Consider the following 12,283-nt stretch of genomic DNA (forward strand, 5'->3'; position numbering starts at 1 on the left):
CGCGCGCCCTGCCGGTGGGCCCTACGGTCAGGCCGGCACGCCCAGGACGTCCCGGGCGCCGCGGCGCGGCACCATGCCCATCCGCCACGCGGTCCAGCCCGACTCGGGGCCGTGACCGCGTTCCAGCATCAGGACGTACGAGGAGGCCGCGTCCGTCAGCCGCGGATCGCGCAGCGGATGCTCCGCCTCCAGCAGCTCACTCAGCTCCTGCTGCGCCACCGCCTCGCCGATCTCGGAGCCGCCCGGTGAGGCGAGCGGCAGCAGCGTGCAGCGCAGGAACTGCGCCCAGTCCGCGCCGCGCCGGTCCGGCTCGCCGTCGCCGTAGCCCTCGGTGAACAGCCGCAGCGCCTCGTCGGCCAGCTCCAGTGCCTGCCCGGCCCGCTCGTTGCCCGCGTCGATCACGGCCAGTTCCAGCGCCGACCACGCCTCGCCGTGCACCACCCCGGCCCGCTGGAAGTCGCGCCGGGCGTCGGTGAGCAGCTGGCGGGCGAAGCCCGAGTTGCGCAGCGAGCCGGTGCTCTGGGCCCTGATGTCGCGGGTCACCCGGGCCGAGTGGTGCCGGGCCCAGGCCAGCCCGTAGATGTCCCGCATCCGGCTGAACATGGTGCGCGCCTGTTCCAGCGAGCGCAGCGCGCTCTCCGGGTCACCACCCTCCTCCTGCGCCTGCCCCAGGTAGTACAGGCTCCAGGCCTCGCCGCGGGCGTCCTCGGTCTCGCGGTGCTGGGCGAGCGCGGCCCGCAGCTGCTCCTGGGCGGAGGTCGTGTCGCCGTCGTGGAGCCGGGCCAGCCCGAGCTCGGTGGTGGCGAAGGCGACGCCGCGCACATCCTGGGAGCGTTCGTACAGGTCGAGCGCGGTCCGCAGTTCCTGCTCCGCGTCGGGGACGCGGCCGGCCCACAGCAGGGTCTGGCCGAGCTGGAACCTGGTCCACGCCTCGCCGTGCACCGAGCCGCTGCCCTGGTGCAGGCGCAGGGCCTCGGCCAGCATGCCGCGGGCGGAGCCGAGCCGGCCGCGTTCGCGTTCGACGGCGGCCAGCGCGTGGAGGGTCCAGCCCCGGTCACCGGCCAGTTCGCGCGCCTGCTGGAGGTCGAGTGCCTCGCGCAGCTTGCTCTGCGCCTCGGGAAGCTGGCCCTGGTGCTGGAGGGTGATGCCCAGGTCGCGCAGCGCGCGGGCGGTGCCCGCGTTGTTCTGGGCCTCCTGGTAGAGGGTGACCACCGAGGACAGGGTGGAGCGGGCCTTGTCGAGCTCGCCGAGCTGCCGGGCGGCGACGCCGGTGCGCCACTGCACGGAGCGGGTGAGCAGGCCCTGGTTGACGGCCTGGGTGAGTTCGTTCAGCTCGCCGAGCCGGTAGAGGTCGCCGCGCAACAGGCAGTAGTCGCACAGCGCGCCGAGCAGGTGCTGGACGGCCTGCCGGTCCACGCGTTCGTCGGCGTAGCGCAGGGTGGCGGTGATGAAGCTGGTCTCGTCGTCCAGCCAGCGCAGGGCGGAGTCCAGGGAGCTGAAGCCGTGGCCGCCGGCGGCGGCGGGCAGCAGGTCGGCGCGGGTGGAGGTCTTTCCGTCGACCAGCCGGATCACGGTGTCGGCGAGTTCGGCGTAGCTGCGGATGAGCCGTTCCTGGGCGGCCGAACGCTCCTCGTGGCTCTCCTCGTCGAAGAGGCGGACACGGGCGAAGCGGCGCACCAGGTCGTGGAGGCGGTAGCGGCTGCCGCGCACGTTGTGGATGAACCCGGCCTGGTTGAGTTCCTCCAGGCGCTGGGCGCCCTCGGACTGACCGACGTCGAGCAGGGCGGCGGCGGCGCGGGCGCCGAGGCTGGCGCGGCCGGCCAGCGCGAGGCGGCGCAGCAGGCGGCGGGCCGGCTCGCTGAGGTCGGTGTAGCGGGTGCGCAGGACGCGCTCGGCGGGGTCCTCGCCCGGCCCTTCCGGGGTGGCGGCCTCCAGGGCCTCGATGAGCTGGGCTGGGGTGCGGTGGGTGAGGGCGGAGGCGACCAGTTGGAGCAGCAGGGGGCGGCCGTCGCACAGGTCGGCCAGCCGCAGCCACTCGGCGGCGTTCGCGGGTCCGGCGCCGGGGGCCGGGCCGTCCGCCTGGTCTTCGAGCAGGGGGGACCCCAGGCCGACATTGGCGCGCAGGAGTTCCTCGGCGCTGGTGGGGTCCAGGGACTCCAGCGGGAGCTGGTGCACTGAGGCGGGCAGCTCCGGGTCGAGGTCGAGGGGCTCGGCGGCGGTGACCAGGACGAGGGAGTCGGAGCGTTCGGGGATGAGGGTGCGCACCTGTTCGGCGTCGGTGGCGTCGTCGAGGATGATCACGACGGGGAGCCCGGCGAGGTGCTGGTGGTAGCGCTCGGCGAGGCGGCGCAGCTGTCCGGCGTCGGCCTCGCGGCCGGCGCCCTCGCGGAAGAGCAGCTGGTCGCGGGGGGCGCCGAGGCGGTTCATGAGGTGCAGGATGGCGTCGCGGGTGGGCAGCGGGTCGACGCTCTGGCCGCGCAGGTCGACCAGGCAGGCGCCGCGGAAGAGTTCGCGCAGTTCGTGGGCGGCCCAGCGGGCGAGCATGGTGCGCCCGGAGCCGGAGGGTCCGTGCAGGACGACGACGGTGGGCCGGGTGTCGGTGCGGGCCCGGTCGCGGTTGACCCACTGGGTGATCTGGGTGAGGTGGCGGCGGCGCCCGATGAAGGGGTGTCCCGGTTCGGGCAGCCGGCCGAAGGATTTGGTGAGGACGGAGCGGGTGCGGGCGGCGGCGCTGCGGTCGGGGCGGCGCTGCTGCTGGGGGGCACGGCGCGGGTCGCGCTGTTCGGGGACGGCGCTCTCGCGGTGCGGGGTCAGGGCGCGCTGCTGGTCGAGGTAGGGGCGGATGCCGCGTACCTCGACGGCGGTGAGCCACTCCAGGCGCAGCGCCTCGACGCCGCCGGGCTGGTGCCGGTCGCCCGCGTGCCGCTGGATGGCCCACTGGTGGGCGAAGACGGCGTACAGGGCGTAGCCGAGGAGCCCGGCGGCGATGGTGACGACGGCGTCGAAGAAGGCGACGGAGGTGGCCAGGTCGCTGCCCCCGACGAGGATGAGGACGGCGACGGAGGCGGCGACGGTCGCGGCGATGGCGCCGCCCAGGGCCTGGGGGCGGAAGCGGTCGGACAGCCGGCCCGGGGAGAACTCGTCCTCGGCGCGCCGGTAGACGGCGTACTCCTCCAGGGCCGGCCGGTGGATCTCGTCGATGGTGCTGCGGGCGCGTTGGAGCAGTTGCCTCCCGTCGACGCGGCCGTCGGAGCGCCGCACCTCTTCGTCCGCGGCCCGCACCAGGAGCCGGTCGATCTCCGCCCGGTGCGCCTGGGTCAGTGCCAGCTGTGCCGCCATGTGTCCCCCTCCCGTGGTGTCTGCCTCCAGACACCCGGACGCCTTCCCCGCGCCCGCCGCCTCACGCTGTTCTTGACCGAACCGTGCCGTTCGGCGTGATGAATTGAATACGCAGTGCGCCAAGGGGGCTTGGGCGGGTGTTCCCTCCGGGGGGTGGTGTCAGCCCGTGGCGCGCTGGTACTTGCGCACCGCAAGCGTGCGAAAGATCACGATGATGAGGACGGACCAGAGGATCGACGCGAGGGCCGGATGCTGCATCGGCCACACGTCGGGGGCCTGGTAGCCGGGCGGCAGGTTGCCGAACAGATCGCGCACGGCCAGCACGGTGGCGCTGAAGGGGTTCCACTCGGCGACGGGCTGGAGCCAGCCGGGCATGTTCTCGGAGGGGACGAAGGCGACGGAGATGAAGGTGAGCGGGAACAGCCACACCAGTCCGCCGGAGGTGGCCGCCTCCGGGGTGCGTACGGAGAGCCCGATGAGGGCGCCGATCCAGGTGAAGGCGTAGCCGAGCAGGAGCAGCAGTCCGAAGGCACCCAGGGCGCTCAGCGGCCCGTCGTGGATGCGCCAGCCGACCAGGAACGCGACGATGGCGAGCACGACCAGGATGACGGCGGTCTGGGCCAGGTCGGCGAAGGTGCGTCCGGTGAGGACGGCGCCGCGGGCCATGGGCAGGGAGCGGAAGCGGTCGATGATGCCCTTCTGCATGTCCTCGGCGATGCCGGCGGCGGCGCCGGCGGTGGCGAAGGTGACGGTCTGGGCGAAGATGCCGCCCATGAGGAACTCGCGGTAGGCGGAGGCGCTGAGCCCGGCGCCGGGGATGCTGATGGATCCGCCGAACACGTAGGCGAACAGCACGACGAACATGATGGGCTGGATGAGCCCGAAGACGACGGTCTCCGGGATGCGCAGCATGCGCAGCAGGTTGCGTTTGGCGACGACCAGGGAGTCGCGCAGGTTCTGCCGCAGGGTGATGCGGCCTCCGGGCGGGGCGGAGGGCGGCGGGGTGCGCAGTGTGTCGGTGGTCATGCGGCACCCTCTTCCCGGTGGTCGTCCGTGCCGCGGCCCCGGTCGCCGGGGGCGCGGTCCCGCTCCCCCGCCCGTCCCGGGTCGCTGCCCCCACCCGGATCGGTGCCGCCGCCCGTGGGGGCCGTGCCCTTGGCCCGGCCGCCCTCGTTCCCGTTCAGCTCGAACTCGGCGCTGTGCCCCGTGAGGGAGATGAAGACGTCGTCGAGTGTGGGGCGGCGCAGCCCGATGTCGTCGATCTCGATGTCCCGCCCGTCGAGTTCGCGGATGACCTCGGCCAGCAGCTTGGCGCCGCCGCTGGCGGGGACGGTCAGCCGGCGGGTGTGCGCCACCAGTCCCGGCTCGCCCTCGCCGAGCCGGCGCAGGATGTCCTGGGCCTCCGGGATGCGTGCGCGGTCGTGCACCACCAGCTCGATGACGTCGCCGCCGCTGCGGGTCTTCAGCTCGTCGGAGGTGCCGCGCGCGATGACCTGACCGTGGTCGACCACGGCGATGGTGTCGGCGAGGTGGTCCGCCTCCTCCAGGTACTGGGTGGTCAGCAGCAGCGTGGTGCCGCCCGCCACCAGCTCCTTGATGAGCTCCCACAGCGCCTGCCGGTTGTGCGGGTCGAGACCGGTGGTGGGCTCGTCCATGAACATCACCGGCGGGCTGACCACCAGGGAGGCGGCCAGGTCGAGCCGGCGCCGCATGCCGCCGGAGTACGTACGGGCGGTGCGCTCGCCCGCGTCGGCCAGGTTGAACCGCTCCAGCAGCTGCCCGGCCCTGGCCTTCGCGTCGCGCGCGGACAGCTGGTACAGCTGCCCGACCATCTGGAGGTTCTCCCGGCCGGTCAGATAGTCGTCCACGGCGGCGAACTGTCCCGAGAGCCCGATCGCGCGGCGTACCTCATTGGGCTGTGTCGCGACATCGAGCCCGGCCACCTCGGCCCGTCCGCTGTCCGCCCGCAGCAGCGTGGTGAGCACCCGTACGGCGGTGGTCTTGCCCGCGCCGTTGGGCCCCAGCAGCCCCAGAACGGTGCCTTCGGGCACGTCGAAGTCGACGCCGTCCAGTGCTCTGACGTCGCCGAAGGTCTTCACCAGCCCCTCGGCATAGATCGCGCCCGGCATGTGGTCTCCCCGTGATCGGTGGCCGACGTTCAGCGTCGCCCCGGTGGAGCGACTCCGCCAGTTTTACGGCTGTCGCGATATATCGCAAGAGGTGCGCGACAGCCTGTGGAAAACTTCCGATCAATCCGCTCTCACCTGGGGAAACACCATCGCGGCGAAAACTCGCGACAGATCGCGACGGTGGGCACGGTCGGCCCCTCAGTCGAGAATCCGGTACCCGGCCTCCCGCAGCCCCGCCGCCACCGCCGCGCAGTGCCGGGGCCCCTGCGTCTCCAGGTGCAGCTCCACCTCGGCCTCGCTCACCCCGAGCCGCGGATCGGTCCTGACGTGATTGACCGCCAGCACATTGGCGTCCGCCGACGACAACTCCCCCAGCAGCGCCGCCAGCACGCCCGGCCGGTCCGGCAGCCGCACCCGCAGCGACAGATAGCGTCCCGCCGCCGCCATCCCGTGCTGCAGCGTCCGCTGCAGCACCAGCGGATCGACGTTCCCGCCCGACAGCACCGCCACCACCGGCCCCTCGAACGCCTCCGGGTCCGACAGCAGCGCCGCCACCGGGCTCGCCCCGGCCGGCTCCACCACCAGCTTCGCCCGCTCCAGGCACAGCAGCAGCGCACTGGAGAGCGCGTCCTCCGACACCGTGCGCACCTCGTCCACCAGCTCCGCGATGATCCGGAACGGCACGTCCCCGGGGCGCCCCACCTTCATCCCGTCCGCCATCGTCGACACCGACTCCAGCGCCACCGGACGCCCGGCCGCCAGCGAGGGCGGATAGGCCGCGGCCCCCGCCGCCTGCACCCCCACCACCTTCACCTCGGGCCGCACCGACTTCACCGCCAGCGCCACCCCCGCCGCCAGCCCGCCGCCCCCGATGCCCACCACCACCGTGCGCACATCGGGGCACTGCTCCAGGATCTCCAGCCCGATGGTGCCCTGCCCGGCCACCACCGCCGGATGGTCGAAGGGGTGGATGAACACCGCGCCCGTGGCGTCCGCGTACTCCCGCGCCGCCGCCAGCGTCTCGTCCACCACCTGCCCCGCGGTCCGCACCCGCGCCCCGTACTCCCGGGTCGCCGCCACCTTGGGCAACGGCGCGCCCGCCGGCATGAACACCGTGGACCGCACCCCCAGCAGCGCCGCCGCCAGCGCCACCCCCTGCGCGTGGTTGCCCGCGCTCGCCGCCACCACCCCGCGCGCCCGCTCCTCTTCGGAGAGCGCCGCGATGCGCACATAGGCACCGCGCACCTTGAACGAGCCGGTGCGCTGGAGGTTCTCGCACTTGAAGTGAACGGGGGCGCCGACCAGCTGGGTCAGATACCGGCTCCCCTCCATGGCGGTCACCCGCGAGACACCGGACAACACCTTCTGTGCGGCGCGTATGTCATCCAGATTCGGCGCGCCTGCGGGGGGATTTGTGGCCATAGAGCCAGTCTGGCAGGCGTTTGGCGGCCCGGCACGGCCGGTGTCGTACCCCGTTCGGCGACGGGTCTCGGCCACCGGGCTCCGCACCGGCGCCCGGCCGCGTACGCTGTGGCGCGAGCCATCCCCCGTACGCCCCCAGGGACGCATCCCGTACGCCGTTCGCCGCTCCCGGCACCGACCTCACACGAGACATGACGCCTGAATCCACCGACCTGTACGACGGGCTCCAGCACGAGGTGGCCGTCTTCGCCCGCCGCGCCGAACAGACCCGCCTCGGCGCCCTCGGCCCCGCCCGCAACTCCATGGACCGGGCCGCCTATCTGCTGCTCAGCAGGCTCGATCAGGAAGGGCCCACCGGAGTGAAGGCCCTCGCCCACGGCATGGGCATCGACTCCTCCACCGTCACCCGGCAGGCCGCGCCGCTGGTGGACGCCGCCCTGGTGCGCCGCACCGCCGACCCCGACGACGGGCGCGCCGTGGTGCTCCAGCTCACCCCGCGCGGCAGCAGCCGCCTGGAGGAGGTCCGTTCCTCACGGCGCGAACTGATGGCGCTGCTGACGCAGGAGTGGACCGAGGGGGAACGCGAGCAGTTCCACACCCTGCTGCACCGCTTCAACCGCGCGATGGGGCAGTGGCAGAGCGGTGGCGGCCCCGCCTGAACCGGCGGGCCCGCCACCTGCGGCCGTTCCTACCCGAGCGCCTGGCGCAGATCCTCCAGCAGGTCGTCGACCGCCTCGATCCCCACCGAGAGACGCACCAGATCGGCGGGCACCTCCAGCGCGGAGCCGGCCACGGACGCGTGCGTCATCCGCCCCGGGTGCTCGATCAGCGACTCCACGCCGCCCAGCGACTCACCGAGGGTGAACACCTTGGTGCGGTCGCACACGGCCACCGCCTCCTCCTCGCCGCCCGCGACCCGGAAGGACACCATCCCGCCGAAGTCCCGCATCTGCTTGGCCGCCGTCTCGTGCCCCGGGTGCGAGGCCAGACCCGGGTAGTACACCTGGGTGACCTTCGGGTGCGCGGCCAGCGCTTCCACGATCCGCTGGGCGTTCGCGCTGTGCCGGTCCATCCGCACCGCCAGCGTCTTGATGCCGCGCAGCACCAGCCAGGAGTCGAACGGCCCGGCGATCGCGCCCATCGCGTTCTGATGGAACGCCAGCTCGTTGCCCAGCTCCTCGTCGGCCGTCACCAGCGCGCCGCCGACGACGTCCGAGTGGCCGCCCATGTACTTGGTGGTGGAGTGCACGACCACGTCGGCGCCCAGCGCCAGCGGCTGCTGGAGGTAGGGGCTGGCGAAGGTGTTGTCCACCACCAGGCGCGCGCCCGCGCCGCGCGCGATGTCCGCGATCAGGGCGATGTCGGTGATGCCCAGCAACGGGTTGGAGGGGGTCTCCACCCAGATCACCTTGGTCTGCGGGCGCAGCGCCTCCCGTACGGAGGCGGGGTCGGAGGTGTTGGCCACCGACCACTCCACGCCCCACTTCTCGACGACCTTGGCGATCAGCCGGAAGGTGCCGCCGTACGCGTCGTCCGGGATGACCAGGTGGTCGCCCGGCTTGAGCAGCGTCCGCAGCAGGCAGTCCTCGGCGGCCAGCCCGGAGGCGAAGGCGAGGCCGCGCCGGCCGCCCTCCAGCGCCGCGAGGTTCTCCTCAAGAGCGGTACGGGTCGGGTTCGCCGAGCGGCTGTACTCGTAGCCGCCCCGCAGGCCGCCCACCCCGTCCTGCTTGAACGTGGACACCTGATGGATGGGGGGCACCACCGCGCCGGTGGCGGCGTCCGGCTCCTGCCCCGCGTGGATGGCCAGCGTCTCGAAATGCCGCGTGCTGACGTGCTCATTCATGCGTACACCGTAATGGGCCGTACGGTGGAGAGAGCCCGCGACAGCGGGAGTCATAGGCTGTCCGCACCGTAGAAATCCTTTCCGGGGGAGCCGCGCCGCCATGGAAGCCCTTCTTTTCCTCATCGCCGTCACCGCCATCTTCGGCGTGGTCGTGATGCCCGCCCTGCGCCGCCGCAAGGAGCGCCAGGAGCTGGAACGCGCCGCCCAGCAGACGTCCGGCGGCGCAGGTCCGGGGCCCGGACCCGGTCCCGGCGGCCGGTGGCGGGAGGGCGGAGCGGGCGAGGAGCCGTACCACGACACGGGCCTGGTCCCCGTCGATCAGCTCGATCTGCGGCTGCCGGGGCCCGACCCGGAACTGGTGACGACGCTGGAGGAAGTACGCCGCACCCAGAACTGGCGTCCGGCGGGGCAACTGCTCGCCCTCACGGACGACAGCGAGCAGCGCTGGCAGCGCGTGCAGTCCCTGGCGGGCGCGGCGGCCATGGAACTGGCGCACTGGCGGGCCTCCGGGCAGCCCATGGAGGACGCCCCGGCGCCCGGCGACGGCCGCCTCTCGCTGTCGAAGGAGGCGCCCCGGCACGACGCCGGCTGGCTGCGCCGCTGGCGGCAGGAGGAGCCCGCCGACGTGGGCGGCGCACAGGTGTACGCGCAGTTCCTGGTGTGGCAGGCGATGTCCGACACCGGCTCCGCCGATCACCGGATCGTGCTGGAGGAGGCCCGGACGGTCGCGGGCGAGGCGGCGCGGCTGGCGCCCGGGGACCCGATCCCGTACATCACGGAGCTGTTCATCGCCCGGGGGCTGAGCTACCGGCGCGCGGACTTCGAATCCCTGTGGGCGAACGTCACCCAGCGTGACCCGCAGCACATGGGCGCACACCTGGCCGCCCTGCCGTACTGGGCGGAGAAGTGGCACGGCTCGCGTCAGGACGCCGAGGGCTTCGCCCGGTCGGCGGCGGGCGCGGCCCCGGCGGGCAGTCTGCTGCCGGCGCTGCCGCTGTTCGCGGTGTACGAACACCTGCCCGAGGTGCAGCTGTCGGCCGGCATGTACCAGGGTGCGGTGATCAAGGACGCGATCGAGGCCGCGCAGTTCGCGGTGAACAACGTGCGCCCGGGGCACCCGGTGGAGGCGCACGTGCGGCATCTGCTGCTGTGTTTCCTGGTGCGGGCCGAGAGGTACGCGGAGGCGGCGGAACAGGTGCGGGCCGTCGACGGTTATGTGGGGGCGATCCCCTGGGTGGACGGGCAGCACCCGGCACAGGAGTACGCGGCGTACCGCGCGCTGGCGATCACCCGTCAGTAGGAGAGAAGAGAAAGATGACGCTGAACAGTTTCAAGACCCGTCTTCCGGGCCCCGAGGACGCGCTCCGGGGCCGTTCCGAGCCGATCTGGCCCAACCCGGGACAGCACACCGTCCTGGACACCCCGCTGGCCCCGCCGTACCCGGAGCACCTGGAGGTGGCGGACTTCGCGCTGGGCTGCTTCTGGGGCGCCGAGCGGCGCTTCTGGCAGACCGAGGGGGTCTGGACGACGCTGGTCGGCTACCAGGGCGGGATCACGCCGAACCCGACGTACGAGGAGGTGTGCAGCGGGCTGACCGGGCACACCGAGACGGTGCGGGTCGTCTTCGACCCGTCGCGGGTCTCGTACGCGGAGCTGCTGAAGGTCTTCTGGGAGTCGCACGACCCGACCCAGGGCTTCCGCCAGGGCAATGACGTGGGCACCCAGTACCGCTCGGCGATCCACACCCACTCGCAGGCGCAGCGGGACACGGCCGAGGAGTCGCGGGCCGCCTACCAGCAGGTCCTGGAGTCCTCGGGCTACGGCGCGATCACCACCGAGATCCTCCCGGCGGCCGACCGCCCGTTCTACGTGGCGGAGGAGTACCACCAGCAGTACCTGGACAAGAACCCGGCCGGCTACTGCGGCCTGGGCGGCACGGGCCTGTCCTGCCCGATCGGGGTGGCGAAGGCCGGCTGAGCCGTCCGACGCGTACCGGCCGCCCCGGCGGACGGGCGGCCACGACATCCCCCGGCAGGCACGGAGCCTCCGGGGGACTGTTCTGTCCGGACCACGTCGGGGCGACGACGGGCGCCACGGGCGTCCGCTCCCGGCGGCCGGTCAGTGGCTGTCCGAGTGTGCTCCTGGCGAGCCGGCAGGTACGGCGGGTCGGTGGGTATGCCCGGTTATGGGGCGACGCTTGTGAGGAAGGTGTGGATCTCGGCGGCGAGGGTCCGCATCTCCTCGCCGGCGGCGTGCACGGTGGTGGCCTCGAACTGCCACCCCTCGTCCCAGGGCCGGTCGCAGATGCTCCACGTCAGGTGGACACGGCCGCCCGAGTGGTGCTCGGCGGAGATGCTGAGGGCATGATCCAGGCAGCGCCACGTGCGCGCCCCCTCCCACCCTCGGAAGTCTTCGACCAGCGAGGAGAAAAAGTCGTCGAGGCCATCGCCGCCCCACGTCCCCACCGACGTCTCCACGCTCACCCCGGGTCCGCACGCTGTGACGAGGAAGTCCACCGCCGGTTCCTTCGGGAACGGCCATATCGGCTCCGAGAACGTCATGAGTACGGGCCGAGGTCCGGGGTCACCGACACGGACCACAGGGCTGCCGGAATCGTCATAGTCGATCACCCCGCACAGGCTAGAAGACCAAGCGTGACAGCCGAACTTGTTTTCGCCACAGGTCACCTCAGCCCACCGGTTCGTCGACACGGGCCTGTGCTGCCCGATCGCCCGATCGGGGTGGCGAAGGCCGGCTGAGCCGGCCGACGCGTACCGGCCGCCCCGGACGCCGATCTGCCGTTGGCTAATTCGCCGCCGGCAGATTGGGCTCCCGGTGCGGGGGTCGGCGCCCGATGGTGGGAGGCGAGCGTGGCGAACGGCGCCGCGCCCCACCGCAGGAGGCCCGATGGTTCCCACCACCGCACTCGCCCCACCGCGCGCCCGGGAGGGGGAACGCGCACCGTCGGCATTCGACGACCGGCTGGCCGCGCAGCTGCTGGAGCAGCGGATCGTCATGCTGGGCACCGAGGTCGACGAGGGGTCCGCGAACCGGGTTTGCGCGCAACTGCTCGTGCTGTCGGCGGAGAATCCGCGGGACGACATCGTGCTGTACATCAACTCCCCCGGTGGTTCCGTGCACGCCGGGCTGGCGATCTACGACACCATGCGGCTGATCCCGAACGATGTGGCCACCCTCGCCGTGGGGTTCGCGGCCAGCATGGGGCAGGTGCTGCTGAGTGTCGGGGCGGCCGGGAAGCGGTTCGCGCTGCCGAACGCGCGGATCATGATGCACCAGCCGTCCGCCGGGATCGGCGGGACCACCGCCGACATCGCGATCCAGGCGGAGCACCTGGAGCACACCAAGCGGACGATGGAGCGGATCATCGCCGAGCACACCGGGCAGAGCGAGGAGACGATCCACCGGGACGGGGACCGCGATCGCTGGTTCACCGCCGAACAGGCCAGGGAGTACGGGATGGTGGACCGGGTGGTGTCCTCGCTCGCCGAGGTACGGCCGGCCGCCGCGTCGCGAAGGGCGGGGTTCTGAC

General features: G+C 72.8%; 10 protein-coding genes. 4 read left to right on the forward strand and 6 right to left on the reverse strand.

Translation table 11 applies throughout. The features are described from left to right. Positions 1 to 27 precede the first annotated feature (27 nt). From H7827_RS10220 to ilvA, 4 genes are all read right to left on the reverse strand, one after another. On the reverse strand, positions 28 to 3,339 hold the full coding sequence (locus H7827_RS10220) for a tetratricopeptide repeat protein (protein ID WP_432744311.1): 3,312 nt from the start codon (positions 3,337 to 3,339) through the stop codon (positions 28 to 30). A 159-nt stretch (positions 3,340 to 3,498) separates the two neighbouring features. Beyond that, positions 3,499 to 4,365, reverse strand: a complete 867-nt coding sequence (locus H7827_RS10225; protein ID WP_386541239.1) for an ABC transporter permease — start codon at positions 4,363 to 4,365, stop codon at positions 3,499 to 3,501. Beyond that, positions 4,362 to 5,468 (reverse strand): ATP-binding cassette domain-containing protein, encoded by a 1,107-nt coding sequence (locus tag H7827_RS10230; protein ID WP_432744313.1) that lies wholly within the window; start codon positions 5,466 to 5,468, stop codon positions 4,362 to 4,364. Before H7827_RS10230 ends, H7827_RS10225 begins: the two co-directional genes overlap by 4 nt. A 198-nt stretch (positions 5,469 to 5,666) precedes the next feature. Beyond that, positions 5,667 to 6,890 carry a threonine ammonia-lyase gene (gene ilvA, locus H7827_RS10235; protein WP_386541236.1) on the reverse strand — a complete coding sequence of 408 codons (1,224 nt, stop codon included), beginning with the start codon at positions 6,888 to 6,890 and terminating at the stop codon, positions 5,667 to 5,669. Between the two features lie 191 nt (positions 6,891 to 7,081). Between ilvA and H7827_RS10240 the strand changes: the two genes are divergently transcribed. Beyond that, entirely contained in the window at positions 7,082 to 7,549 is a 468-nt protein-coding gene (locus tag H7827_RS10240) for a MarR family winged helix-turn-helix transcriptional regulator (RefSeq protein ID WP_030728549.1), read from the forward strand. Positions 7,550 to 7,578: 29 nt separating this feature from the next. Here the strand turns inward: H7827_RS10240 and H7827_RS10245 are convergent, their stop codons facing one another. Continuing rightward, positions 7,579 to 8,733: a cystathionine gamma-synthase gene (locus tag H7827_RS10245; RefSeq protein ID WP_386541235.1), complete on the reverse strand. Its 1,155-nt coding sequence runs from the start codon at positions 8,731 to 8,733 to the stop codon at positions 7,579 to 7,581. Positions 8,734 to 8,833: 100 nt separating this feature from the next. Between H7827_RS10245 and H7827_RS10250 the strand changes: the two genes are divergently transcribed. Together H7827_RS10250 and msrA are read left to right on the forward strand one after the other, a co-directional pair. Then, a complete protein-coding gene (locus H7827_RS10250) occupies positions 8,834 to 10,033 on the forward strand; it encodes a hypothetical protein (protein ID WP_432744316.1) in 1,200 nt (399 codons plus the stop codon). 14 nt (positions 10,034 to 10,047) lie between these two features. Beyond that, complete coding sequence (gene msrA / locus H7827_RS10255) at positions 10,048 to 10,710, forward strand: peptide-methionine (S)-S-oxide reductase MsrA (RefSeq protein ID WP_200364912.1); 663 nt, start codon at positions 10,048 to 10,050, stop codon at positions 10,708 to 10,710. Between the two features lie 206 nt (positions 10,711 to 10,916). On the opposite strand, the gene H7827_RS10260 is transcribed toward msrA, so the two are convergent. Continuing rightward, positions 10,917 to 11,294: a DUF6228 family protein gene (locus tag H7827_RS10260; protein WP_432744318.1), complete on the reverse strand. Its 378-nt coding sequence runs from the start codon at positions 11,292 to 11,294 to the stop codon at positions 10,917 to 10,919. 346 nt (positions 11,295 to 11,640) lie between these two features. Here H7827_RS10260 and H7827_RS10265 point away from each other — a divergent pair, with 346 nt between their 5' ends. Next, the gene (locus H7827_RS10265; protein ID WP_386541227.1) at positions 11,641 to 12,282 is read left to right on the forward strand and encodes a ClpP family protease; all 642 of its coding nucleotides are present in this window, start codon (positions 11,641 to 11,643) and stop codon (positions 12,280 to 12,282) included. Position 12,283: the final 1 nt, after the last annotated feature.

The organism is Streptomyces sp. JH002, assembly GCF_050916115.1.
GTDB lineage: Bacteria > Actinomycetota > Actinomycetes > Streptomycetales > Streptomycetaceae > Streptomyces > Streptomyces xiamenensis.